Genomic DNA, 25,948 nt, shown 5'->3' with positions numbered 1-25,948 from the left:
AATCTCGGTCACAACGCCCTTTTCCTTCAGGCGAATGGCTTCCTCAACCGCGATCTCGTCAAACGGGTTCATGCTCATCTTCACGTTCGCAAGATCAACGCCCGTGCCATCCGCCTTCACTCGCGGCTTCACGTTGTAATCGATCACGCGCTTCACGCAGACCAGGGCTTTCATCGGCCAGCAGTCCTTTCCTTGCATCCAATGGGTGCGGCATAATTCACGCTTACGTAAGCGTTAACCGCGCTTGTTGTGGCGATAGCGAATCACGCCTTCTTCCATACGCCCAGAATGCAGAAAGGGGCGCCGGTTGCCCAGCGCCCCTTTCGTTCATTCGCGTTGTGCCTCGGTTCAGGCGACCGCGCGCACTTCGGCCACGATCTTCTTCGCGGCATCGCCCAGATCGTTGGCAGCGACGATTGGCAAACCGGAATTTGCCAGAATGTCCTTGCCCTGCTGGACGTTGGTGCCTTCGAGACGGACGACCAAAGGAACCGAAAGATTCACTTCCTTCGCTGCGGCAACGATGCCTTCAGCGATGATGTCGCACTTCATGATCCCGCCGAAGATGTTGACGAGAATGCCCTTGACCGCTGGATCCTTCAGGATGATCTTGAACGCCGCTGTCACCTTTTCCTTGTTGGCGCCGCCGCCAACATCGAGGAAGTTGGCCGGAAATTCGCCGTTCAGCTTGATGATGTCCATCGTTGCCATGGCAAGACCAGCGCCGTTGACCATGCAGCCGATGTTGCCATCAAGCTTGATGTAGGCAAGGTCATACTTCGATGCTTCGATTTCAGCCGGATCTTCTTCGGTTTCATCGCGCAGCGCGAAAACGTCTGGGTGACGATAGAGCGCGTTCGAATCGAAGCTCATCTTGGTGTCGAGGACGAGCAGGTTGCCATCCTTGGTTTCGACCAGAGGGTTGATTTCGAGCATGTCGCAATCGAGCGCGACAAACGCGTTATAAAGCTGGTTTGCAATCTTGGCGGCCTGCTTATGCAGTTCACCCGACAGGCCCAGCGCGAAGCCGACAGCACGGCCGTGGTGCGGCATGAAGCCTTCGACCGGATCGATCACGATGGTGGCGATCTTTTCAGGCGTGGAATGCGCGACTTCTTCGATGTCCATGCCGCCTTCGGTCGACACGATCAGCGCGATGCGGCTGGTGCCACGATCAACGACCATCGAGAGGTAATATTCCTTGGCGATATCAACGCCATCAGTGACATAGAGGCGGTTGACCTGCTTGCCTGCTTCACCGGTCTGGATGGTGACGAGCGTGTTGCCGAGCATTTCCTTGGCGAAAGCTTCGACTTCTTCGATGCTCTTGGCCAGACGTACGCCGCCCTTGGCATCGGGGCCGAGTTCCTTGAACTTGCCCTTGCCGCGTCCACCGGCGTGGATCTGCGCCTTGACCACGTAAAGCGGTCCGGGAAGCTGCTTTGCAGCGGCGACAGCTTCTTCAACCGTCAGCGCAGCGATGCCTGCTGGAATGCCGACGCCAAACTTCGCAAGGAGTTCTTTGCCCTGATATTCATGAACGTTCATGCGTGATCCTCGCTATGCAATGGGCCCCGGCCGCGCGACCAATAGAGCCAACGAACGCCGCCGTTGGCGCAAAGGTATGCACCGCCGTTGGTGCTTTGAGTCCCGATGCCTTAAGCACAGCAAAGAGGGCTTGAAAAGGGGCGTAAACGCCTCCCTAAACCAAAGTCGAGGGGGAATGCGTCTTGCGCCGCCGTTTAAGAAGGCCCACCTGACGAAAAGTAGCATGATCGACCACAACCGCCTCAACCAGATTGTCGCCCAGGCAGGAGCCATGGCTCTTGCCAAATGGCCAGGCCACGGACACGCCTTGAAAGTGTGGGAAAAGGTGCCAGGCAGCCCGGTGTGTGAGGCCGATATCGCGGTGGACACCTTCCTGAAGCGAGAACTTGGTGCGCTTCTGCCTTCTGCTGGCTGGCTTTCCGAAGAAACCGTCGATCACCCGGAACGGCTTGAGCGCGGCCTGTGCTGGTTGGTTGATCCCATTGACGGAACACGCGATTTTGTTGGCGGGCGCCCCGGTTGGTCGGTGTCAGTGGCATTGGTCAGCGAAGGCCGCCCGCTGTTCGGCATTTTGAGCGCGCCTGCCCGCGGCGAATACTGGTCCGCGATTGCCGGGCAAGGTGCGATTCGCAACGGCCAAAGGTTGATTGCCAGCAACCGGATGCAATTGGCAGGATCGCGCGTCCCCGCCGACAGCTTGGGGCGAATCGATTCGGACCTTGTAACAGTCGATAAACCCAATTCCATCGCGCTGCGCATCGCCATGGTCGGAGCAGATGAGGCAGATTTGCTCGCCACGATCCGCTGGGGTTTCGAATGGGATATTGCCGCCGCCACGCTGATATCCCGCGAGGCGGGCGCAGCGGTCAGCGATGTGTTCGGCAAACCGATCAGTTTCAACAAACGCGATCCGCGCGCATTCGGCCTGCTGGTGACCGCACCTGCCATTCATGCAGCAGCCGTCGAGCGCCTGAGCGACCGCGCAGCGAAGGCCTGGACTTAAGCGAAGTCTTCTGTGTCAATCGTCGGCATCATTGCGCCAGCATAGCGATGGCCTGCAACGGTCTGCTGATTAATCAGCGCGTTGACTTCAACCGCCACTGACGCGGGAATGTCCCAGTCCCATCGCGCGATGTTTTCTTCCAGATGCGCAATCTTGCCAGTGCCGGGGATGGTGACGATGTGATCCCCCCGCGACAGCACCCAAGCCAGTGACAATTGCGCAGGCGTTACCCCCTCACGCAAGGCTATAGCGTTGAATTGCTGGATCAACGCCAGATTTCCGGGCCAATTATCGCCCATAAAACGCGGCATGGCGCGGCGGATGTCTTTTTCTTCCAAGGACGCAGGATCGCTCACCCCATTGGCAAGCGCCCCGCGTGCAACGGGCGAAAACGCGACAAAAGTGGTGCCAAGTTCACGACATGCATCCAGCACGGCGATTTCCGCCTGCCGGGTCCACAGCGAATATTCGGTCTGCATCGCTGCAATTGCATGGACTGCATGGGCTTTGCGCAATGTGTCTGCAGACATTTCGGACAGGCCAATGCTGCCAATTTTGCCTTCTTTGACAAGATCCGCCAGCGCGCCCACCGAATCTTCGATCGGCACGGTGAAATCGCGGCGATGCAAATAATACAGGTCGATATGATCGGTCCGCAAAAGCTTCAGCGAGATTTCAACCTCGCTGCGGATCGTATCTGGATGGCAATCTATTCCGCGCTTTTCGCCCGAGGCAAAGATGCCCATTTTCGAGGCGAGAAAGACTTTATCACGTCGCCCTTCAAGCGCGATACCGACCTGCGTTTCGTTATGGCCAAGGCCATAAAGCCGCGCTGTATCGAAGTGATCATAGCCGATGTCGATGGCGCGATGGAGCAGAGCAATGCCGTCCTCCTCGCTTGGCCGCCCACCATAGGCCCAGCTTAGCGACATGCAGCCAAGGCCCACCGGATTGGTCAGGTGGCCATTGATCGCGCGGCGTTGGATCGGCATGTCGTCAAATCTCCTGCTGTCGCTGCCGATGCCAGTGCGCAGGCGCGGCAGTCAACCGCGAATCGTATGCCCAGCATAGCAAACGGCGCCGCCCCTGTGGGAGCGACGCCGCTGCATTCATGCCAGTTTGTGATCAGTTGCCGGTGCGGGCAGCGTTCACATCATCTTGGCTGATCGGGACAATCTTGATTTCAACGCGGCGGTTGGCCGAACGACCCTGTTCTGTGTCGTTCGATGCAATCGGCTGCGATTCACCAAAGCCCTGACTGCGGATACGGGCATAACCAACACCGCGCGAGATCAGGTAGTCTGCAACGGCGCGGGCGCGACGTTCCGAAAGCGCCTGGTTGTATGTGTCAGAACCGGTTGAATCGGTGTGGCCATAAACGTCGATTAGCGAATCGGGATATTGCATCAGCGATTGTGCAACACGATCGAGCGTAGCTGCAAATGCAGGGCGCACGGTCGAGCTATCAACATCGAATGTGACGCCGTTGGGCAAGTTGACGAGAATGGCATTGCCGCCATCGGTTTCGCTTACGTCAATCCCGGTACCTGCGGTCTGTTCGCGCAGTTCCTTGATCTGCTTGTCTTTTTGATAGCCTATAACGCCGCCTGCAACGCCGCCGATGCCTGCACCAACGATACGCCCGGTCTTGCCGCCAATCAGGCCGCCCAGCAATGCACCGCCCAGCGCACCGCCGATTCCGCCAATTGCCGTGCGTGAAACCTTGCGCTCACCCGTGTTCGGATCAGTCACGCAGGCTGACAACCCGATCAGCGAAACCGCGCAAACGCTCGACATCATAATGCGACGAATATTCATTTCCTGTCCCCTTGGATCAACAATCCAGCATGATCATATGCAACGGAATGCGTCTTTGACAGTTGAGATAAGCCCAAATCAACTGAACGGTTCCCGAACGACAATGGCAGCAAGCATCTTGCAGAACTTTATCAGCACTCTTCGCCTTCACGTTCAAATCTGTTAGAGCCTGCCGCGTGACACCTTATCCTTGGTCCGATGTGCTGCTAATTTTGGGCCTCGTTGTGCTCAATGGCCTGTTTTCTATGTCAGAACTGGCGATCGTCTCTGCGCGCACAGCGCGGTTGAAAGTCGCGGCTGAAGAGGGCAGCAAAGGCGCAAAGGTTGCAATCGAACTTGCCGCCGATCCCGGAAAATTTCTTTCGACGGTCCAGATCGGCATAACGCTGGTCGGCATTATTGCGGGTGCCTATTCCGGGTCGAGCCTTGGCGGACCAACGGCAGAGCGTTTGATCGTGTGGGGCGTGCCCGAACGCTTCGCCGATGACGCAGGTTTTGCCATTGTCATCGCAATTACCACGTACCTCAGTCTGGTCGTCGGCGAATTGGTGCCCAAGCAATTGGCCCTGCGCGCGGCCGAACCCATCGCCAAGATTGCAGCGCCTGCCATGGCGATGATGTCGCGCATCACCGCGCCGTTTGTGTGGACGCTCGATAAATCATCAAGCCTGCTGATCCGCATGATGGGCCTTAAGGCCGCGACCGATCAGGACGTTACCGCCGAAGAACTGCACATGATCTTCGCAGAGGCCACGCGTTCGGGCGTAATTGAGGAAGAAGAGCGCGCGCTTATGAGCGGCATCATGCGGCTGGCTGAACGCCCGGTGCGCGAAGTGATGACTCCGCGCACGGAACTGCACTGGATTGAGCGCCGCGCGCCTGAAACCGAATTGCGCGCCGCGATTGAAGACTCACCCCATTCGCTGCTGCTGGTGGCCGATGGTTCGGTCGACAAGATTGTCGGCGTGGTCAAAGTGCGCGATGTGCTCTCGACGCTGCTGCGCGGGCGCCGCGTGCAATTGGGCCGGTTGATGAAAAAGCCCGCCATTGTGCCAGACCAGCTTGATACGATGGACGCGCTGACCATGATCCAGCAGGCCGAAGTGGCGGTGGCGCTGGTGCATGACGAATATGGCCATCTTGAAGGCATTGTAACACCGGCTGATTTGCTGGCAGCCATTGCCGGCAATTTCGTTGGCCATGGCGATGCCGGTGACAGCCCGATGGTGATTGAGCGCGAGGATGGCTCGCTTCTTGTTTCAGGCGCGCTGCCCGCCGATGCGATGGCCGACCGTCTGGGTATCGAACTGCCCGACGACCGGGAATTTGCGACGACCGCCGGATATTGCCTGTCCGTGCTGAAAAAGCTGCCGAGCGAGGGCGAGCATTTCCACGATCAGGGCTGGCGCTTTGAAGTGGTGGATATGGACGGCCGCAAGATCGACAAGCTGCTGGTGAGCAAGCGCAAAGCGGCAGTGGTGGTTGAGGCGCAAGCCGACGGCTGAGGCCGCCAACATTCGAACACTTCACGACCGTCACTTCGGCGCAGGCCGGGGCCCATGGCCTTGCGTTTTTACGCGGCTTTAGCCTCTGATCGCAGAGGTTATGGATCCCGGCCTTCGCCGGGATGACGGAGGATGGGTTTAGCGGTAGCCAATTCTGCCCGTGTCGAACGGGTGAGCAATCAAAAAAGGGGCGCCCGGTTGGACGCCCCTTTTAATTCTGGCTGGCGATCAGCCTTAGCGTGGCAGTTCGCTGACGCCCATCAAGGCTTCATCCACTGCGCGGGCGCATTGCCGGCCTTCGCGGATGGCCCAGACGACAAGGCTTTGGCCGCGACGCATATCGCCACAGGCAAAGACGTTTTCGACGCTGGTCTTGTAATCGACGACGTTGCCTTTGACGTTGCCGCGCGCGTCAAGCTCGACACCAGCCTGTTCGAGCAGGCCCTGCTTGCGCGGGCCGACGAAGCCCATAGCGAGGAGGATGAGGTCCGCCTTGATCGTGAATTCGCTGCCGGCAACTTCCTGCATCTGGCCACCCACCCACTCGACGTGGACGCATTCGAGGCCAGCGACATCGTTTTCGCCAACAACACGCTTGGTCAGCACGGCGAATTCGCGCTCGCAACCTTCTTCATGGCTGGAAGACGTGCGCAACTTCAGCGGCCAGTTCGGCCATGACAGCGCCTTGTCTTCCTTTTCAGGCGGTTTGGGCATGATTTCAAGCTGGGTGACCGAAGCGGCACCCTGACGGTTTGACGTGCCAACGCAGTCAGACCCGGTATCGCCGCCACCGATGACGACAACGTGCTTGCCGGTGGCGAGCAGCGAGCCGCGCGGGGCGGCGCGCAGTTCATCATCGCCTGCATTGCGCTTGTTCTGCTGGGTCAGGAATTCCATCGCCATGCGCACGCTGGGCAATTCCGCACCGGGAATGCCAAGGCCGCGAGGGTCTTCAGCGCCGCCCGAAAGGACGACCGCATCGAAGTTTTCCTGCAAGCTGGCGAAGGAAACGGTCACACCCACTTCGACGCCGGTGCGGAACTGGACGCCTTCGGCCTCCATCTGCATCGCACGACGGTTGATGTGCGTCTTTTCCATTTTGAAATCAGGGATGCCATAACGCATCAAGCCGCCGATCCGGTCGCTCTTTTCAAACACCGTGACGGAATGACCGGCGCGCGCCAATTGCTGTGCGGCGGCCATGCCTGCGGGACCGGAGCCTACCACGGCGACCGACTTGCCCGTCTTTTTGGCGGGAACCTGTGGTTCGATCCAGCCTTCTTTCCATCCCTTGTCGACAATCGCGCACTCGATCGATTTGATCGTTACGGGCTGATCGACAATGTTCAGCGTGCACGCTGCCTCGCACGGGGCGGGGCAGATGCGACCGGTGAATTCGGGAAAGTTGTTGGTCGAATGAAGGTTGGTCAGCGCCTCACGCCAATCGTCTTCATAGACCAGGTGATTCCAGTCAGGGATCTGGTTGTTCACCGGACAGCCGTTGTGGCAGTACGGAATGCCGCAGTTCATGCAGCGCGCCGCCTGCCCCTTCAGCCCCGCAGCATCGTGCGGGATCACGAATTCGCGATAGTGCTTCAGCCGTTCCGCAGGCGCATCATATGTGCGGTCCTTACGTTCGATTTCGAGAAAGCCTGTTGCCTTGCCCATTGTAATCTAACCCTTATTCAGCTGCGACAGAAGCAGCTTCGAGGCGCTCGGCCTCCATCTGGCGCAGGGCGCGTGCATAATCGCGCGGCATTACCTTGACGAACTTTGGCAGAGCCTGCGCCCAGTTATCAAGGATTTCGCGGGCACGCTTGCTGCCGGTGTAGAGGTGGTGGCGTTCAACCAGCACGCGCAGACGTTCTGCATCATGATAGAGCATGTCGCCCATGCCGAAGTCATAGACATCAACGCCGCGCTGTTGCGGACGGCCAGCTCCATCATCCTCGTCACGCTCTGCGGATACCGGCAGCAGATCGACCATTGCCTTGTTCGCCAGTTCGGCGAAGTTGCCGTCGATGTCATAGACATAAGCGACACCGCCCGACATGCCTGCGGCAAAGTTGCGGCCGGTCTTGCCCAGCACCGCGACAACGCCGCCGGTCATGTATTCGCAGCCGTGGTCACCCGTGCCTTCGACCACCGCAACGGCACCTGAATTGCGCACGGCAAAGCGTTCACCGGCAACGCCGTTGAAATAGGCCTCACCCGCAATCGCGCCGTAAAGCACGGTGTTGCCAACGATGATGTTTTCTGCCGGATCGCGTTCGACGTGTGCCGGTGGGCGCACGATGACGCGGCCGCCCGAAAGGCCCTTGCCGACATAGTCATTGGCATCGCCAACCAGATCGAGCGTGATGCCGTGGGCGACAAACGCGCCGAATGACTGGCCTGCCACACCCTTGAACGAGACGTGGATGGTGTTGTCCGGCAAGCCCTTGTGGCCGTACTTGCGGGCAACTTCGCCCGAAAGCATTGCGCCGACCGTGCGGTTTACGTTGATCACATTGCGTTCAAGGCGCACCGCCTGCCCGCTTTCCAGTGCCGCAGCACTGGCCTTGATCAGGTCCTGATCAAGCGCAGCTTCAAGGCCGTGGTCCTGCGTGCCGCTCCAGTTCAGGGTCGTGCCCTCAACCGGTTGGACCTGGTGCAACAGCTTCGACAGATCAATGCCTTCAAGCTTCCAGTGATGGATCGCCTTGTTGGTATCAAGCCGGTCAACCCGCCCGACCATTTCGGCGATGGTGCGGAAGCCCATCTCGGCCATGATCGCGCGCAGTTCTTCGGCAACGAAGAAGAAGTAGTTGATCACATGTTCCGGCTGACCGGTGAAGCGCGCGCGCAGCACAGGGTCTTGCGTGGCAACGCCGACTGGGCAGGTGTTCAAGTGGCACTTGCGCATCATGATGCAGCCCGCCGCAATCAGCGGTGCGGTGGCAAAGCCGAACTCGTCCGCGCCGAGCAATGCGGCAACAGCCACATCGCGACCGGTGCGGATACCGCCATCGGCCTGCACGCAAATGCGGCTGCGCAAGTTATTGAGCAGCAGCGTTTGCTGGGTTTCGGCGAGACCGATTTCCCACGGTGAGCCCGCATGCGTCAGCGATGTCAGCGGCGATGCGCCGGTGCCACCTTCATAGCCCGAAATCGTCAAGTGGTCGGCACGCGCTTTGGAAACGCCCGCAGCCACGGTGCCAACGCCCACTTCGGACACGAGCTTGACCGAGATACGCGCGGTTGTGTTCACGTTCTTGAGATCGTGAATGAGCTGCGCGAGGTCTTCGATCGAGTAGATGTCGTGGTGCGGCGGCGGCGATATGAGGCCGACGCCCGGTGTCGAATGGCGGGTCTTGCCGATGGTCTTGTCGACTTTGTCACCCGGCAACTGGCCGCCTTCACCGGGCTTTGCGCCCTGTGCCATCTTGATCTGCACATCGTCTGCGTTGACGAGATATTCGGTGGTCACGCCAAAGCGGCCCGAGGCGACCTGTTTGATCGCAGAGCGCATCGAATCTCCGTTGGCCATGGGCGTAAACCGCGCAGGGTCTTCGCCGCCTTCGCCGGTGTTCGATTTGCCGCCGATGCGGTTCATCGCCACGGCCAGTGTCGTGTGCGCTTCCCAGCTGATCGAGCCATAGCTCATCGCGCCGGTGGCGAAGCGCTTGACGATTTCGCTGGCGGGTTCGACTTCGGAAATGTCGAGCGGCGTTTCGGCCTTCTTCAGTTCCATCAGCCCGCGAATGGTCAATTGCCGTTCGGACTGGTCATTGATCGACTGCGCGAATTCGGCGTACTTTTCAGACGTATTGCCGCGCACTGCATGTTGCAGGTTGGCGATGTTTGCTGCCGTCCACGCATGCTCTTCGCCGCGCGTGCGCGACTGGTACATGCCGCCAACGTCGAGCATCTTCTTGTAGATCGGGTTATCGCCATAGGCCGTGGCATGGCGGCGCACGGTTTCTTCGGCGATTTCCTTGAGGCCTACGCCTTCGATGCTGGTCGCGGTGCCGGTGAAGTACTTTTCGATGAACTCGCTCGACAAGCCGACCGCGTCAAAGATCTGCGCGCCGCAGTATGACTGGTAGGTCGAGATGCCCATCTTGGACATGACCTTGAGAATGCCCTTGCCGATGGCCTTGATGTAGTTCTTTTTTACATCCTTGGGCTCAAGCGGCAGTTCCTTGGCAACGCGGATTTGCTCCAACGTTTCGAGCGCAAGGTACGGGTTGATCGCTTCTGCGCCATAGCCCGCCAGCACGCAGAAGTGATGCACTTCGCGCGCTTCGCCAGTTTCAACCACAAGGCCTGTCTGCATGCGCAGGCCCTGACGGACAAGGTGTTGATGCACCGCCGCTGTTGCCAAGGCCGCAGGCATGGGGATGCGGTCTTCGTTCTGGCCGCGGTCTGACAGGATCAGGATGTTCTTGTCTGCCAGCACCGCTTCGGTTGCAGCCCAGCACATTTCCTTGATCGCCATTTCAAGGCCATCAGCGCCGGCAGAAGCGGGCCATGTCGTATCAATCGTACCGGTGCGGAAGGCACCGTCCAGCGCCGCTTCGACCGAACGGATCTTGGCGATATCTTCGTTCGTCAGGATCGGCTGATCGACTTCGAGGCGCTTGTGGCTGCCGGCATCCTGACCCAGCAGGTTCGGACGCGGGCCGATCATGCTGACAAGGCTCATCACCAGTTCTTCGCGGATCGGATCAATCGGCGGGTTGGTGACTTGCGCGAAGTTCTGCTTGAAATAATCGTAAAGCAGGCGCGAACGCTTCGACAGCACCGCAATTGGCGTGTCGGTGCCCATCGAACCCAGCGGATCATCACCCGCAATGGCCATCGGCTCCAGGAACTTGGAGATGTCTTCCTGCGTGTAGCCGAACGCCTGCTGGCGATCGAGCAACGAGGTGGTCTGTACCGGCAGCGCGGCCAGCTCAGGCTCGATCACGTCGAGTTCCTTGAGCTTGTACTGCGCCTGTTCCAGCCATTCCTCGTAAGGTTCGGCAGCGGCCAATTCAGCCTTGATCTCTTCGTCTTCGATGATCTTGCCCTGCTCCATATCGATCAGGAGCATGCGACCCGGCTGGAGACGCCACTTGCGGACAATGTCTTCTTCGCGGAACGGCAGAACGCCGCTTTCCGACGCCATGCAGATCAAGTCATCACGCGTGATCGAGAAGCGCGCAGGGCGCAGACCGTTGCGATCCAGCGTGGCGCCGATCTGGCGGCCATCGGTAAAGGCCACCGCGGCAGGACCGTCCCAAGGCTCCATCAGCGCAGCGTGATATTCATAGAATGCACGGCGCGCAGGGCTCATCAATGGATTGCCGGCCCATGCTTCGGGGATCAGCATCATCACCGCGTGGGCAAGGCTGTAGCCCCCTGCCAGCAGCAGTTCGAGCGCATTGTCGAGGCTGGCGGTGTCTGACTGACCATGCGGGATCAGCGGCCACATCTTGTCGAGATCAGGGCCGAGCAGCTCTGATTCCATCGTGCGGCGGCGCGCATTCATCCAGTTCACGTTGCCGCGAACCGTGTTGATTTCACCGTTGTGGGCGATGAACCGGAACGGGTGCGCCAGCTTCCAGCTTGGGAAGGTGTTGGTGCTGAAACGCTGGTGAACAAGGCCCAAGGCCGAAACGCAATCGGCATCGCGCAGATCATCGTAGAACGTGCCGACCTGATTGGCGAGCAACAGGCCCTTGTAAACGATGGTGCGCGTCGAGAAGCTGGGCATGTAGAGCTGGGTTACGCCCGGAAGCCCGTGCTTTTCCGCCATCATGGCGAGCGGGTTTTGCGTCTGCTTGCGGATGGCGAGCAGCTTGCGTTCGAACGCGGCCTGATCCGGCGTGTTCGGCCCGCGCTTGATGAAGCACTGGCGAATGACCGGCATGGAATCGACCACAGCCTTGCCCAAGCCGTCCATCGTCACTGGCACATCGCGCCAGCCGATCAGTTCCTGACCTTCCTTGGCGATGAACTTTTCGAAGAATTCGGTGACGAACAGGCGTGCGGCTTCATCCTGAGGCAGGAAGCACATGGCCACGGCGTAATCGCCCGGCTGCGGCAGTTCCTTGCCTTCGGATGTTGCCCATTTGCGGAACAAAAGGTCCGGAATCTGGATCAGGATGCCCGCACCATCACCCAGCAACGGATCAGCGCCCACCGCGCCGCGGTGGTCAAGATTGCGCAGAATTTCCAGTGCCTGATCAACAATGGAATGACTTTTTCGGCCTTTGATATGGGCAACAAAGCCCACGCCACAGGCGTCATGTTCATTGCGTGGATCGTAAAGGCCCTGAACCGGCGGAAATCCCATTTCGATGATCGTCCTACATCCATAAAGAGGAGTGACGCGCGAATCACGACGCCCGAAAGGCGACGAAAGTTGCGCGAAGGACCCCCATGACTGCAGGAAAGTTATTTTGCAACTGCGCTACAAGGGTAAGCGCAGGGTTTAGCCCGGAAATACGGATGCGATACGGCAAAAAGGGTCGACTTTCCCGGCTTTCGCAGCGGAAAATCTGCCCTGATCGGCAGATCAGCCCCGCGCGGTCATCCGTTGAAGTGTGGCCAGCGCCGCCCGCAAAGCACGGTCGGCCTCTTCGGCATCTGGCATGCCCAGCGCTTGACCGGCATTATCCGGTTCATACGCAACCGGCACTTGCGCCGACGGTGCCGCACGGCCCGGAGATGCGAGGGGTGATCCGGGCACGGGGATAACTGATGGCCGTTCAAACGGACGCGATGGGGCAAGAGAAGGTGGGGCAGCAGTGATCGCCGCAGATGGCGTTGGAGCAACCCTTGCCGCTTGCGCAGACCAAGGCGCTTCCTGACCGGGGAACACGACAGCCGGTTCAATTATGACATCGTCTTCAAAAGCGCTGTCTTCGATGCGCAATGGCTCTCGCCGTGGAACGACGGGCGCCATATCGAGCAACGAGGGATAGCAATCTTCAACCACTTCGGGTTCGGGCGCAGTATCGGACGTTACGCCAAAAGCTTCGGCAATTTGATCAGACTTGCGGGCCAGTAGTGGTGACATCCGCAGGAAACGTTCAAGACCCGCGTCATGCTCTGGCTCTGGTTCATCATCAGGCGCTTGCGGATCGAGCGCCAAATCGGCGAATGATGGCAAAGGCTGGAGCGTGGACGGGCGCAGATGCACAATGCGTTCCGCTTGTTCCGGCGCATCGGCCTCCGTTGAAAAAGCGTCGTCCTGAATGAAAGAGGCCGTGCCAAACGCACTATCGGCGTCCTCATCGGGCAGTTCGGTAAGAGGTGCAGCGCTTGGCGCTTTTTCAAAGCGCGCCATTGCCGGCGGTGCCATTGGCGCTGATACCACGTAATCCGGCGCGCTTGGCGCAGGGGCGGTAAAGGCCGGTGCGGTGAACTCGGGCGCATTGAACTCTGGCGCGTCTGGCTCAACCAGGCTTGTTTCAGGCATCATTGGCTCGGCCATGACAGGCTCGGCTATCACAGGCTCGGCTATGACAGGTTCGGCCATTTTAAGTTCGGACAGTTTTGGCTGCACTGGCTCGAATCGCTCTGCCGGTGCCGCGCGGCGAGAGATCGCCAAAGCCAGACGTTCAACAAGCTGGACCAACCCGAGGTTGTCGAGCGGAGCACGGTCAATCGGCAGCGCATCCACCGCACGGGCCTGAAGGAAAGGCATGGGTTGGGCAAGTGCCGGTTGGGCAAGTGCCGGTTGGGCAAGTGCCTGCTGCAAGCGCGTTGGCTGAACGGGCTCTGGTTCAGCAGAGTGGGGCTCAGCGGTCGCAACCGCTTCCATGATTGGTTCGAATGAAGTTCCGTACCCCTCACTTTCAGGCTCGTCCGCAAATTCGGCGTCATCGGGCTCAAATTGCGCAATTGCAGCCTCATGCTCGGGCGTTTCTTGCGGGGCAGCGAACGCCGGGGGCGAGGTTGTGAATGGCGCAGGCTCTGTTGCGCTGGCCTCTTCCAGAAACAGATCCAGCCCGAGCGGGTCAGCGACCTTGTCCGAAGGCGGGGCGGTGTTATCAGCGGCAGAAGGCTGGAATTCCTGCCTTTCCTTGAACACTGGCGCGTGATCGGTCGGTGAAGCTATGAAAGCAGGCGTTGCGGCAACAGGCGCTTCATCGCTTTGCGTCAGGGCACGGCGGCGTGGTGCAGCCGCGTCCGTGACGGGCGCGTCCAGCGGTGCGCCAAGATCTTCGTTGGCGTTGATCGGCCGCCATGCTTGCGCAGATGCCGCCGCGCTGTCTTTTTTGCCAGGCCCGCGTGCCCGCACAGGCGATGCAGTTTTGTCGCGGCCCAGAAACTTGCCCAGATTGTAACCGAACACGGCGCCAAGGCCCAGCATGGCAACTGCAAAGATCGCTCGTGTGGTGAATCCCAGCGGCGGTGCGGCCGCCGGTATCCATGCGGGGATGCCCAGTGCCACAACCGGCCCTTCCAACAGCGCAGGCGCAGTGGCAAAGCTGCCCAATCCCAGAAGCGTCGCAAACCACAAAGCGGTTACGAGCGGAAACAGCGGGTTCGCAGTGATGGGCTTGGGCTTGCGCTTTGTCGCGGTCACGGGCGGTGCATCCTGTCTTTCAAGTTTATGGAACAGCTTGGTATTCATAAGGCCGTGCGGATTACGCCGCCGCAGCCATCAATTTGAAATGTGGTATCAGCGCTTGGTAAACGACTTGATAACGTCTGACGTTCGCGGCCCAATCGTGATGCTCACCCACCCACTGCCGGGCGCGGTTTCGCTGCTCGGGCCAGTCGGCTTGCGCTGTCAGCATTTGCGTCATGGCTGATGCCAAGCCGGCGGGATTATCGGCGGGGAACAGGGTGCCGGTCACCCCGTCGCGGATCAGTTCGCGGTGGCCACCGACGTCTGATGCCGCCACCAGCTTGCCCTGCGCCATTGCTTCCAAGGGCTTTAACGGCGTGACCAGTTCGGTCAGGCGCATGGCTTTGCGCGGATAGCAGACCACGTCGACCAGCGAATAATAGCGGTCAACCTGCGTGTGCGAAACGCGCCCGACAAAGCAGATTGCATCAGCCGCAGACGATGCAGCGGCTTGGGCGCGCAACGCAGCCTCGGCAGGGCCGCCGCCGACCATCAGCAAACGCGCGCCGGGCACCTTGTCGACAATCGCCGGCATCGCCGCGATCAGATCATCAAGGCCTTCATAGGGGTAAAAGCTGCCAAGGAAGCCGATGACCGGCCCGTCACCCAGCGCCAGTTCCCCGGCCAAGGCCTGATCACGCGGCAAAGGATCACCAAACAATTCAAGATCAACGCCATTGGGCATGATCGAGATTTTCTCGGGCGCAAAGCCGCGTGCAATCAAATCATGGCGCAGCCCTTCGCAGATCGTGACGACGCGGTCGGCGCCGCTGACCACATCGTTTTCCAGCACGCGCGTCAGCCAGTACTTGGCGCTGCCTTCGCGGCCCGTACCATTGCCAGCGGCGGCATCTTCCCAGAATGCGCGGATTTCATAGACAACCGGTATGCCCAGCCGCCGCCCGGCCTTGACCGCGGCCAGTCCGCACAGCGAAGGTGAATGGGCATGAAGGACATCGGGCCGCCATTCGCGGGCGACGTGGACAATACGTTCGGCCAGCGCTGAAACTTCGCCCCATTCGCGCAAGAGCGGTAGTCCCTGTGCCACGCCGGGTGTGCGATAGAACTGCAAGCCATCGACCGTATCGGATGGGGCACCGGTTGCAGGCCCTTCTTGCCGCAAACCGGTAACCGCGCGCACTTCAAATCCCATGGCCTGTTGCGCCTTGAGAATCGCCCGGGTGCGAAAAGTGTAGCCGCTTTGCAGTGGCAGCGAATGGTCTAGGACGTGCAGAATACGGATCATGGTCACTATACCTGCCACAACAAGGCTTAACGCGGCGTCAACCTCGATGCTTTAGCGGGGATGCAGCCATGATCGACAAGTTCACGCTCTTCCTGCCGCACCTGCTGATGGCGATTGCCGTCTGGCGGTTGTTGCGCCGCGCGGATCTGGACGATGATCCCTCGCTGCCGGAACGCAGGCCAGCCTTTCGGCCCAAACGCGAATCGCACGACCAGGGCGGGCGCGATGCTTGATCTGTTTCTGCTCGGCTGTGTGCTGGCCTTCATCGGGGCAGGCTTTCGCAAGCCGTTCATCTTCGTGCTGGCCTATACGTACATCGACATTGTCTCGCCGCAGAAAGTTAGCTGGGGCATCCTGAGCCATATCCCCGTATCGCTGATCGCGTTCCTGTGCGCTTTCGGTGCGTGGTTCGTGGCTGATGACAAAAGCGGTACGCGGTTTTCATTGCGCCAGCTTTTGCTGTTGCTGCTGCTGGTCTATTGCGGCCTGACCACGCAATCAGCCGATTTCCCCGTGGAAGCGGGTGAAAAGTGGGCCTGGGTGTGGAAGGCGCTGCTGTTTGCTCTGTTCCTGCCGCTGACTTTGCGCACCCGGCTGCGCATTGAAGCACTGACCGTCATCATGGTGCTGTCGATTGGCGTAATCGTGATCGGCGGCGGCATCAAAACGCTGACCGGCGGCGGCGGCTATGGCGAATTACGCCTGCTGGTGAACAACAATACCGGCTTGTACGAAAGCTCGATCATATCGGCGGTGGCGATTGCCGTTATCCCGCTGGCACTGTGGGCATCGCGGTTCGGCACCATCTTCCCGCCAGAGTGGCGCGTGACCGCGTTTGCATGGGCGCTGTGTTTTGCCTGCGCGCTCATGCCGATTGGTACAGGCGCGCGCACCGGATTGGTCTGCGTTGTCGTTCTGGCCGCGCTGATCCTGCGCACAGCCAAGCGGCGGATGCTGATTGTGTCGCTGATGGCAACGGGCGCGCTGCTATCAATCCCGCTGCTGCCCGCAGATTTCGTCGCGCGGATGAGCACGATCAACAATCACCAGTCCGATCAATCCGCCTCTACCCGCGTGGCCGTGTGGCGGTGGACGCTGGAATTTGTCGAAAACCGTCCATTCGGCGGCGGCTTTGACGCCTATCGCCAGAACCGCATCGAATACGATACGGTCGAGGCCAAATCCGCTGGCGAAAACAATACAGCGCTGGAATACAAACCTGTCGTCGATCAGGCGCGGGCATATCATTCAAGCTATTTCGAGATGCTGGGCGAACAGGGCTATCCCGGCCTTGCGCTATGGCTGGCGTTGCACTTGCTGGGGGTGTGGCAAATGGAAGTGCTGCGCCGCCGTTACCGCAAGAACACGTCAGAAGAATTCCGCTGGGTATCCCCTTTGGCAGAAGCGCTGCAACAAGCGCAGATCATCTATCTGGTAGGCTCAACTTTCGTCGGCATCGCGTTCCAGCCGTTTTGCTACATGCTGGTCGGCCTGCAATGCGGATTGTGGAGCTATATTAAACGCGTCACCGCCGCCAAACCTGAGCCATTCCGTAAGGCATCATCGCCGCCGATGAAGGTGCAAAGCCGCGGCCCCGTCACTGCGCAACGTTGATAAGCGAGACGACGGCGGCGGCTCCGCTAACGCTCAAATGGTGCGAATCGAAATAGAGCGGCTTGTTATTGATCATAAGCTGCGTGTGACCGTTGCTTGCCAGCACCTGAAGCGGATCAACAACTTGAACGCCGCTGCGCTGCCACCGCGCATAATGGCCCGTAAACCAGGCCGTTTCGTCATGATAACGCCCAAGGCTTGTCCCTTGTACAGATGCCAGCGCGCCTTTCGCTGCGGCATGGGCAAGGCCGCGCGGCACATCGAATGATTGCGGCGGAACCGGGCCAATCACCACGACCTGTTTGCCCGCTGCCTGAAGTTGCGCAATCGTTGCATCGATAAGGCCTGGCATGTGGGGCTTGCGATAGAGCGGGCTGGCCCAGAACCCGGCAAGATAAACCGTGCGCACATTGGGCGATGCCCGCAATTGCTGTATGACGCGAACATTGGTGCGGGCACAGTCTGGATCATTGTCGATCCGGTAGCCTATTACAGGCGGGCAGCTGGCACGGGTGTGCTGCACAAGCGCACGTCCGCTACGGCCAAACTTTTGCCCCAGCGCCCACGCCAGTTCAATGCCGTGGCTGTCCCCCCACAGCGCTGCTGCGGGCGGGACTGCTGCGCCAAGCACGCATTGTGGCCACGTGGCCCCTGAAGCATTCTTTACCGTACAGCCATCGCGTTTTGGACTGATGTCATGGGCCGCGCTTGCCAGCGCGATGACTTGCGGCGAAAAGCGCGTCGTCCAGCCCCCCAAAGGCAGCATGGCGAGCGAAACGCCAGCCACCACGGCTATGCTTGCGGCGCTGTAAACAAAGATCCTGCGCTGGTTGATTCGCCGGGAATCGCGGAAAGGCCGTTCAATGAAGCGCCAGCTGACCCACGCGGCCACAAAACACGCCGCGACAATCACAATTTGCTCAACACCATCAAGCGGACGGTCGCGTGTGTATTCGGCAAAGACGATCAGCGGCCAATGCCACAGATACAGCGAATACGAGATCAAGCCGACCCCGACCAGCGGGGCGGTCGACAGCAGCTTTCCGACCACCGTCCCCGGCGCGAACCGGATCAGCAGCGATGCTCCCAAAACGGGCGGCAGCGCGGCCAAGCCGGGGAAAACGGTGTGGCGATCATAGGTTATGACTGACCAGACGATCAGCACAAGTCCGGCAAAAGCAACCAATTGTCGTGGCACGCGGCTGGTGGGCGGAACCGGCGCGGCAAGTGCCAGCAGGGAACCTGCCATCATTTCCCACGCCCGTGTGGGCAAAAGATAAAAGGCAAAGCCATCCGTATCGGCCTGCTTCCACCACGCCAAAGCAAAGCTGAGCGCAGCGACCAGCGCAATAACCGTCCAACGCCGCTTGTGCCCACATTTGGCGCACGCCCACAATAACAGCGGAAATACGACGTAGAACTGCTCTTCCACAGCCAGCGACCAGCAATGCAGCAGTGGCATCGTTTCGGCCGGACCGCCGAAGTACCCCGTCTTGGTAAAAAACCAGACATTGGCCAAAAAGAACAACGTCATCAGCGCCGAGCGCGGTACAGATGCGAAATCATCTGGAAGATAAAGCCACGCTGCCAGTGCCAGCACGGCGGCAATCATGACGAGCAATGCCGGCAAGATGCGCCGGGCGCGGCGTTCATAGAACCGGACCAGCGAGAACGAGCCGTTATCCACTTCGCGCGCGACGATCCCGGTTATCAAAAATCCCGATATGACAAAGAATAAGTCAACGCCAACAAATCCGCCGGAGAAACCCGGTATCTTGGAATGAAATGCCAGAACCGGAAGAATTGCCAAGGCTCGCAAGCCATCTACATCACGACGATAAGGCGCACTTTCAGACATTCATTGCTCAGATTCGTTATTTTATACGAGAATAGCCGTAGCACTATGCTGACCGTGACGCACTACCTCCGTAAAGTTATGCGTTTGGTTACATTAGGTTATAGGAGTGATTACTTTAAGTAGGCAGACGCTTGTGCCAGACATGGCCAGCGCGCATTGTCGGCAACATCCCTCGTGAAGAGTTGCGCTCAGCCATGGCCAAATTCGTTTCCGCCGCCGAAATTGCCACGATGGTTGGCACAACCATTGGCACATCACCCTGGATTGAAATCACGCAGGACCGCGTGAACACCTTTGCCGAAGCGACCGGTGATTTCCAATTTATTCATGTCGATCCGGAGCGGGCAAAGCTGACCCCGTTCGGCGGGACGATTGCACACGGGTTCCTTACGCTTTCGTTGCTATCGCTCATGGCCGAACAAAGCGATTGTCCGAAAGTGGGGGACATCAAGATGGGCGTCAATTATGGCACCAACCGCACGCGCTTTCTGGCGCCGGTGCGTGTCGGCAAACGCATCCGTGGCGTGTTCAAGCTGCTGGAAATGGAAGAAAAGCGGCCCGGCCAATGGCAGCAAACGATGGAAGTCACCGTCGAGATCGAAGGCGAAAGCAAGCCTGCCTTGATGTGTGACTGGATCGCCCAGTTCTTTGTCTGAACCGGACTTATACCAACCTGCAGGGCCGGTCAGCAAACGCAAAATCATGATCCCGGCAGAGTTGCTGCCGAGATCATGATGTGATGCTGGAGGCAACGTCAGGGGGCCGTGTAGCGGTAGCCGTGGGCGACCATGACAATCTTCTCGGTCGATGTCAGCGGCGTCCATTTGCCCACCCATTGGACAAAGTTGCTCCAATCCGACCGCGCGGGCCACATCGAGATGATGGGCCGCATGTCAGAGGTCGGGAAGTAGCCCATCGTCTTCTTGTCGAACGTGTGCACCAGCACGCCATCGACGTACATCTTGATCGTTCCCAGGCTTTGCGAAACCTGGATGCCGAACCGTTTGCGCTGGCCCGACATGTCAACGCCTGCAAACAACCGATGCGTCTTCGACACATGCAGGCCGTTGACGTATTTGTGCACCGTCACGTCCAGACCCTTGCGCCCGGCATATTCAAAGTCGATTTCGTCCTTGGTGCTGTTGTTGTAAAGCCATAGCGGTGCAACCACGAGGCCGTCGCGCAAGGCGGGCACGGTAACGTCGGCTTCCCACAAACCATCCTTGGCGGCGCGGATACCGGCTTCTGCCTTCAGTTCAGGGGCACCGGTTGCATCCAGGGTAAAGCGAACGTCGCCGTTCGTAGCCTTTACCACGCGGCTGTACCGCCATGGCGTGAAGCTTAGCGCGTTGCCCCATTCGGATGCGTGCCAATTGCCGGCGTAATTCCACAGACGCATGTTGGACAAGTCTAATGGCGGCAATGCTGCCAGACGCGCCGGTGCCGCGGTTTGCGTGGCTGTGGGTGTCGGCGTTGCGGTTGGTGTAGGCGTTGCTGTCGGCGTCGGCTGCGCGACGGGTGTGGTGGTTGCCTGAACCACTGGCAAAGTTACCAGCGATGCAGTTTTTTCAGCCTGCCTGGCAGCTTTTTTCGCAGCTTTGGCAGCAGCCTTTGTCGTGGCAGTCGTTGGCAATGTGGCCGCATAAGCGCCCATTGTAAAAATGCACAGCGTCGAAGCTGCAATTAAAGCACGCGTCTTCATTCCGCCCTCCTTGAACATGTGCACGGAGGTAACTGTCAGAAATTCCAAACAAGTTTCGGAGTATCGCTACCGCTTCTTAACTTTATCCGGATGTAGTTATGTCCAATGCGGACTTATCGCGAATGCCTCAACGTACGCGCGCAACATGAAAGTCTGTGGTCAGGGCGTAAAGAAAAGGGCCGGCCAGACATATTGTCCAACCGGCCCTGTTCTCTAAATTTTCCGGCAAATTTTACGCCACTGCGGTCAACTTGCGGCCCTTGCCCTTCTTTTCGAATTTGGCGATCCACTGGTCCACCACAGGCGCGATGGAATTGCGCCAGCGCGAACCGTTGAAGATGCCGTAATGGCCGACTTCGGGGGCAAGGAAATACTGCTTCATGTCATCGGCAAGGTTCGGTGTGACTTTCAGTGCAGCCTTGGTCTGGCCGATGCCCGAAATGTCGTCACGTTCCCCTTCGATACACAAAATGGCCGTATCGGTGATGGCGTTCAGATCCACAACCTTGCCGCGATGGAGCATTTCGCCCTTGGGCAATGCGTGACGCTGGAACACCAGATCGACCGTTTGCAGGTAGAATTCTGCCGGAAGATCGCAGACCGCGCGATATTCGTCATAGAACGTCTTGGTCGCTTCGGCATTATCGTCAGCGCCCTGCATAAGATGCTGATAGAGCTTGTAATGGCTCATCATATGGCTGCCCAGGTTCATCGACATGAAGCTGGCGAGTTGCACGAAGCCGGGATAAACGCGGCGGCCTTCGCCGGGGTAATTGGCAGGAACTGTGGTGATCACGTTGTGCTTGAACCACACATGGGGTTTGGTAATCGCGTGATCGTTCACCGCCGTAGGGCTTTCACGTGTATCGATTGGCCCGCCCATCATCGTCAGCGTAACCGGGCGGCAAGGATTGTTATCGGCACCCATGATAGCCGTTGCGGCTAGCGCTGGAACCGACGGTTGGCACACCGCCATCATATGCGCACCGGGGCCGATATGTTCGAGGAAACCGGTCAGATAATCGATGTAATCGTCAAGATCGAAGATGCCTTCAGCCATCGGCACATACTTCGCATCAGCCCAATCGGTGATATAGACCACGCAATGTTCCAGCATGCGTTCAACCGTGCCGCGCAGCAACGTGGCATAATGCCCGCTCATCGGCGCAACCAGCAGCAGGCGCGGCGCATCCTTGGGCAGGCCATCGTGCGTGAACATTTTCAGATCACCGAACGGGCGCGTGATGACGGTCGTTTCCTTGACCGCGTGTGCGGCACCATCAACATGGATCACGCGCAAACCGAAAGCAGGCTTGCCGCGCGGCGCAGCGGCATGCGCGAACACATCAAGCGCATTGGCCATCATCTGAGTCGGGCCAATTCCGGCCCAGGGGTTACGCTCATGATTCAGCATATCTGCCGTCATCGAAGCCATCGCGCTGCTCGCGTTCATCAGCGAGCGCTGTATCTCGTAAGCTTTGTATAGCACTGCGAACACCTTTTTGGTTTTGTTGCCGGGCACAACAACTGGCTGTTCACCCGGACTCGTAAGCATAGATTGCCGCGATTCGCTTGATTGTGCAACGCAACAATTTCATTCTGAGCTATCCGCCCCCTTTCGGCATCGCGCGCCATAGGCTAGGCGGGCGCCATGGACGAGGAACTCAAGCCCGCCGAACCCGCCCGCGCGCGGACATTAGGCCCCTTGCGCATGATCTGGCGTGAGGCGATCAAATACCCCGGACGGCTTGCTGCCGCTTCGGGCGCACTGCTGGTCACATCCGGGGCGACGCTGGCGATTCCTGCCGGTTTCCGGCTCATCATTGACAAGGGCTTTGCCGCAGGAGCCAATGTCGATGAACTGGGACGCTGGTTCCAGTATTTGCTTCTCATTGTCCTCGTGCTGGCCATCGGCACAGCCTGCCGCTTCTATTTCGTATCGTGGCTGGGCGAACGCGTGGTCGCGGACATCCGCCTGCGCGTACAGGGCAATCTGCTCCGCCTGCCTCCCTCGTTCTTCGAAAGCAACAGCCCGAAAGAAATCTCATCGCGGATGACCTCGGACACCGCGATCATCGAACAGGTTGTCGGCACCACGGTATCGGTGGCCCTGCGCAACACGATCACGGCCATCGGCGGCCTGATCTATCTATTCTATCTGGCACCAAAGCTGACCGCGATCCTGCTGGTCGGCATTCCGCTGGTCGTCCTGCCCATCGTCGTCATCGGGCGGCGGGTGCGCAATGTTTCGCGCTCCAGCCAGGACCGCGTCGCCGGAATCGGTGTGATCGTGGCAGAAGTGCTGGGCGCGATGAAGATCGTGCAGGCTTTCGGACAGGAACAGCGCGAACTGGGCCGCTTTGCCGAAAAAGTCGAAGCCACCTTTGAAACCGCGCTCCGTCGCATATCATTGCGAGCCGGGATGACGGCCATCGTTATCCTGCTGATCTTCGGCGGGATCACCATGCTGGTGTGGGAAGGCGCGCTGGGCGTGGCGCAAGGCACGATCAGCGGCGGCACAATCTTTGCCATCGTCATCACCGCAGGGCTTGTGGCTGGCGCGGCTGGCAGCTTGTCCGAAGTCTATGGCGATCTTCTGCGCGGTGCTGGCGCGGCTGGACGGTTGAACGAACTGCTCCGCGAAGAACCGGACATTGCCCCCCCTGCCCGCCCCACTGCACTGCCGGTGCCCCCGCGCGGCCAGATCGCATTCCAGAATGTCGCCTTCCGCTATCCTTCACGCCCCGAAGTGCTGGCGCTGGACGATTTCACGCTGACGGTTGAACCCGGCGAAACAGTCGCCATCGTCGGCCCGTCGGGCGCTGGCAAATCGACGCTGTTCCTGCTCGCACAGCGTTTCTACGATCCGCATGGCGGCATGGTGCGCATTGATGGCGTGCCGTTGACCAGCGCTGATCCTGCCGAAGTGCGCGCCCGCAGCGCGCTTGTGCCGCAAGACGCCACGCTGTTTGCCGCTTCGGCGCGTGACAATCTGCGCTATGGCAACTGGTCCGCCAGCGACGAGGAAATCTGGGAAGCGGCACGCACCGCCAATGCCGAGACGTTCCTGCGCGATCTTCCCCAAGGCCTCGATACGTTCCTTGGCGAAGATGGCGCGCGCCTTTCAGGTGGCCAGCGCCAGCGCATCGCCATTGCCCGCGCGGTGCTACGCAAATCACCGATCCTGCTGCTGGATGAAGCCACCAGCGCGCTGGATGCCGAAAGCGAACGGCTGGTGCAGGAAGCACTGGACCGGTTGATGAAGGACCGCACCACGCTGGTCATCGCGCACCGTCTTGCCACGATCCGGGCGGCAGACCGGATCATCGTGATGGACGGCGGGCGTATTGTCGAACAAGGCACGCATACCAGCCTGTCTGCCGCCGATGGTCTCTACGCACGCCTTGCCAAATTACAGTTCGAAGGCATCGCGGCCTAAGGCCAGCCTGCCGGAACAGGGAAGCCCATGGATACGATCGTCACCGCCATTCTGCTCGGCATTGTCGAGGGGCTTACCGAATTTCTGCCGGTGTCATCGACCGGCCACCTGATTCTGGCGACCGAACTTTTCGGCTATGACCCGCACCAGTGGGCCATGTTCAATGTGGTGATCCAGCTGGGCGCGATCCTTGCGGTCGTCGTGCAATACTGGCGCACGTTCTGGGCCGTGGGCATGGGGCTGCTGCGGCTTGAACCGATCAGCTTGCGCTTCCTGCGCAACTTGCTGGCCGCATTCATCCCTTCGGCAATCCTTGGGCTTTTGCTCAAAGACCAGATCGACATGATGCTTGGCAGCCCGATGATCGTGTGCTGGGCGCTGGTCATCGGCGGCGTGGCGATCCTCGTGATTGAAAAGCATGCAAAAACAGGCGAACTGACCGGCATCGGACAATTGCCTTTGCGACAGGCGCTCGGCGTTGGCCTTGCCCAATGCATTTCGATGATCCCCGGCGTCAGCCGTTCGGGCGCAACCATCATGGGCGCACTGGCGATGGGGATTGAACGGCGGACGGCGGCTGAATTCAGCTTCTTTCTGGCCATTCCGACAATGCTGGGCGCAACCACGCTGGAACTGATCGACAACCGCGAGGCTGTGATGGCCGGCACGCTGGGCGTTGGCTGGAGCGAAATCGCGGTCGGGTTTGTCGTGTCGTTCGTTGTGGCACTGGCGGTGATCCGCTTGTTCGTCGCTTACGTCAGCCGTTCAGGTTTCAAGCCCTTTGCATGGTACCGGATTGTCGCCGGAGCCGCCGCGATCATCTGGCTTTCGCTTCGGTAATTCCGCCCTGAATTCCAGAATCTGAAAAACGCCCCACCGCTTTTGCGGAACAAAGTGCCGTGTCCGGGATTGACCAGACAGACAGTACTTCAAGGGGTTATCCAAATGAGCCTAATTATTCTTCTCATCGTAGGCGGCATTCTCGGCTGGCTCGCAAGCATCGTAATGCGCACAGATGGCCAGCAGGGCATTTTCCTTAATATCGTGGTCGGCATCGTCGGCGCCATGCTCGGCGGTTTCCTGCTGGCACCTCTCGTAGGCGGCGGCAGCATCACCAACGGCATCTCTGCGCCGACGCTGATCGTGTCATTCCTGGGCGCGCTGATCCTGCTTGCGATCGTCAACCTGGTTCGTCGCGGGTCGGTCCGTTAATTCCGGCTGACATTGCTTCAAACTTACATTGAGGGCGGTCCGCAAGGGTCGCCCTCACCACGCCAAAACAAATTATCAAGAAGGGGACTACCATGAATCCTATATTCAAAAGCGCGATGATGGCTTCGGTCGTTGCAATGGGCCTTGGCCTTTCCGCATGCGATAGCGCCAAAGAAAACGCTGCTGAAGATCAGGCAGGCGAAGTGCGCGCATCGGCCGAAGCCACTGCTGATGCGATGGAAGACCGGGCCGACATGATGGGCGGCGCTTCAGAAGACGCCATGGAAAACAAGGCTGAAGCCGTGCGTGATGCCGGTGAAGCCAAGGCCGACGCCATGGAAGACAAAGCCGACAAGATCCCGGGCTAATCGCCTGACGAAATCCGGTTGGGACCG

At 59.4% G+C, this 25,948-nt stretch carries 19 protein-coding genes and 1 pseudogene; 9 read left to right on the top strand and 11 right to left on the bottom strand.

Annotated elements, in window-relative coordinates; genetic code table 11:
* A pseudogene (locus B7Y89_RS13860) lies at nucleotides 1–174 on the bottom strand (electron transfer flavoprotein subunit beta/FixA family protein); the annotation flags it as partial.
* Nucleotides 175–348: 174 nt separating this feature from the next.
* The gene (sucC, locus tag B7Y89_RS13855) at nucleotides 349–1,548 is read right to left on the bottom strand and encodes an ADP-forming succinate--CoA ligase subunit beta (RefSeq protein ID WP_292939086.1); all 1,200 of its coding nucleotides are present in this window, start codon (nucleotides 1,546–1,548) and stop codon (nucleotides 349–351) included.
* A 223-nt stretch (nucleotides 1,549–1,771) separates the two neighbouring features.
* Between sucC and B7Y89_RS13850 the strand changes: the two genes are divergently transcribed.
* Entirely contained in the window at nucleotides 1,772–2,551 is a 780-nt protein-coding gene (locus tag B7Y89_RS13850; RefSeq protein WP_292939085.1) for a 3'(2'),5'-bisphosphate nucleotidase CysQ, read from the top strand.
* On the opposite strand, the gene B7Y89_RS13845 is transcribed toward B7Y89_RS13850, so the two are convergent.
* Both B7Y89_RS13845 and B7Y89_RS13840 read right to left on the bottom strand, forming a co-directional pair.
* Entirely contained in the window at nucleotides 2,548–3,543 is a 996-nt protein-coding gene (locus B7Y89_RS13845; protein ID WP_292939084.1) for an aldo/keto reductase, read from the bottom strand. The two genes, B7Y89_RS13850 and B7Y89_RS13845, sit on opposite strands and share 4 nt — an antisense overlap.
* A 133-nt stretch (nucleotides 3,544–3,676) precedes the next feature.
* Nucleotides 3,677–4,369 (bottom strand): OmpA family protein, encoded by a 693-nt coding sequence (locus B7Y89_RS13840; protein WP_292939083.1) that lies wholly within the window; start codon nucleotides 4,367–4,369, stop codon nucleotides 3,677–3,679.
* Nucleotides 4,370–4,545: 176 nt separating this feature from the next.
* On the opposite strand from B7Y89_RS13840, the gene B7Y89_RS13835 reads away from it, so the two are divergent.
* The gene (locus B7Y89_RS13835) at nucleotides 4,546–5,874 is read left to right on the top strand and encodes a hemolysin family protein (RefSeq protein WP_292939082.1); all 1,329 of its coding nucleotides are present in this window, start codon (nucleotides 4,546–4,548) and stop codon (nucleotides 5,872–5,874) included.
* A 234-nt stretch (nucleotides 5,875–6,108) separates the two neighbouring features.
* Here B7Y89_RS13835 and B7Y89_RS13830 read toward each other — a convergent pair whose 3' ends face one another.
* The 4 genes from B7Y89_RS13830 to B7Y89_RS13815 all read right to left on the bottom strand — a co-directional run bounded on the left by B7Y89_RS13830 (nucleotide 6,109) and on the right by B7Y89_RS13815 (nucleotide 15,728).
* Entirely contained in the window at nucleotides 6,109–7,542 is a 1,434-nt protein-coding gene (locus B7Y89_RS13830; protein WP_292939081.1) for a glutamate synthase subunit beta, read from the bottom strand.
* Between the two features lie 13 nt (nucleotides 7,543–7,555).
* Nucleotides 7,556–12,196 (bottom strand): glutamate synthase large subunit, encoded by a 4,641-nt coding sequence (gene gltB, locus B7Y89_RS13825; RefSeq protein WP_292939080.1) that lies wholly within the window; start codon nucleotides 12,194–12,196, stop codon nucleotides 7,556–7,558.
* A 222-nt stretch (nucleotides 12,197–12,418) separates the two neighbouring features.
* Nucleotides 12,419–14,437, bottom strand: a complete 2,019-nt coding sequence (locus B7Y89_RS13820) for a hypothetical protein (RefSeq protein ID WP_292939079.1) — start codon at nucleotides 14,435–14,437, stop codon at nucleotides 12,419–12,421.
* 61 nt (nucleotides 14,438–14,498) lie between these two features.
* Nucleotides 14,499–15,728 carry a TIGR04063 family PEP-CTERM/XrtA system glycosyltransferase gene (locus B7Y89_RS13815; RefSeq protein WP_292939078.1) on the bottom strand — a complete coding sequence of 410 codons (1,230 nt, stop codon included), beginning with the start codon at nucleotides 15,726–15,728 and terminating at the stop codon, nucleotides 14,499–14,501.
* Nucleotides 15,729–15,796: 68 nt separating this feature from the next.
* Here B7Y89_RS13815 and B7Y89_RS13810 point away from each other — a divergent pair, with 68 nt between their 5' ends.
* A complete protein-coding gene (locus tag B7Y89_RS13810; RefSeq protein ID WP_292939077.1) occupies nucleotides 15,797–15,961 on the top strand; it encodes a hypothetical protein in 165 nt (54 codons plus the stop codon).
* Nucleotides 15,954–17,342 (top strand): putative O-glycosylation ligase, exosortase A system-associated, encoded by a 1,389-nt coding sequence (locus B7Y89_RS13805; protein WP_292939076.1) that lies wholly within the window; start codon nucleotides 15,954–15,956, stop codon nucleotides 17,340–17,342. The genes B7Y89_RS13810 and B7Y89_RS13805 overlap by 8 nt, the downstream gene beginning before the upstream one ends.
* Here B7Y89_RS13805 and B7Y89_RS13800 read toward each other — a convergent pair.
* Nucleotides 17,326–19,200 carry an acyltransferase family protein gene (locus B7Y89_RS13800; protein WP_292939075.1) on the bottom strand — a complete coding sequence of 625 codons (1,875 nt, stop codon included), beginning with the start codon at nucleotides 19,198–19,200 and terminating at the stop codon, nucleotides 17,326–17,328. The two genes, B7Y89_RS13805 and B7Y89_RS13800, sit on opposite strands and share 17 nt — an antisense overlap.
* 194 nt (nucleotides 19,201–19,394) lie before the next feature.
* Here B7Y89_RS13800 and B7Y89_RS13795 point away from each other — a divergent pair, with 194 nt between their 5' ends.
* On the top strand, nucleotides 19,395–19,856 hold the full coding sequence (locus B7Y89_RS13795; RefSeq protein ID WP_292939074.1) for a MaoC family dehydratase: 462 nt from the start codon (nucleotides 19,395–19,397) through the stop codon (nucleotides 19,854–19,856).
* A gap of 98 nt (nucleotides 19,857–19,954) precedes the next feature.
* Here the strand turns inward: B7Y89_RS13795 and B7Y89_RS13790 are convergent, their stop codons facing one another.
* Nucleotides 19,955–20,902 carry a family 16 glycosylhydrolase gene (locus tag B7Y89_RS13790; RefSeq protein ID WP_292939073.1) on the bottom strand — a complete coding sequence of 316 codons (948 nt, stop codon included), beginning with the start codon at nucleotides 20,900–20,902 and terminating at the stop codon, nucleotides 19,955–19,957.
* Between the two features lie 232 nt (nucleotides 20,903–21,134).
* Nucleotides 21,135–22,391 carry a polyhydroxyalkanoate depolymerase gene (phaZ, locus tag B7Y89_RS13785; RefSeq protein ID WP_292939089.1) on the bottom strand — a complete coding sequence of 419 codons (1,257 nt, stop codon included), beginning with the start codon at nucleotides 22,389–22,391 and terminating at the stop codon, nucleotides 21,135–21,137.
* A 162-nt stretch (nucleotides 22,392–22,553) separates the two neighbouring features.
* Between phaZ and B7Y89_RS13780 the strand changes: the two genes are divergently transcribed.
* From B7Y89_RS13780 to B7Y89_RS13765, 4 genes are all read left to right on the top strand, one after another.
* Nucleotides 22,554–24,341: an ABC transporter transmembrane domain-containing protein gene (locus tag B7Y89_RS13780; protein ID WP_292939072.1), complete on the top strand. Its 1,788-nt coding sequence runs from the start codon at nucleotides 22,554–22,556 to the stop codon at nucleotides 24,339–24,341.
* 27 nt (nucleotides 24,342–24,368) lie between these two features.
* On the top strand, nucleotides 24,369–25,181 hold the full coding sequence (locus B7Y89_RS13775) for an undecaprenyl-diphosphate phosphatase (protein ID WP_292939071.1): 813 nt from the start codon (nucleotides 24,369–24,371) through the stop codon (nucleotides 25,179–25,181).
* 105 nt (nucleotides 25,182–25,286) lie between these two features.
* Nucleotides 25,287–25,553 carry a GlsB/YeaQ/YmgE family stress response membrane protein gene (locus B7Y89_RS13770; RefSeq protein WP_292939070.1) on the top strand — a complete coding sequence of 89 codons (267 nt, stop codon included), beginning with the start codon at nucleotides 25,287–25,289 and terminating at the stop codon, nucleotides 25,551–25,553.
* A 92-nt stretch (nucleotides 25,554–25,645) separates the two neighbouring features.
* Entirely contained in the window at nucleotides 25,646–25,921 is a 276-nt protein-coding gene (locus B7Y89_RS13765) for a hypothetical protein (protein WP_292939069.1), read from the top strand.
* Nucleotides 25,922–25,948 lie beyond the last annotated feature (27 nt).

The sequence above is a fragment of the Novosphingobium sp. 32-60-15 genome (assembly GCF_002280675.1).
Taxonomy (GTDB): Bacteria; Pseudomonadota; Alphaproteobacteria; order Sphingomonadales; family Sphingomonadaceae; genus Novosphingobium.
The sequence above is the reverse complement of the archived record's forward strand: the minus strand, read 5'-3'. Positions and strand labels throughout refer to the sequence as shown.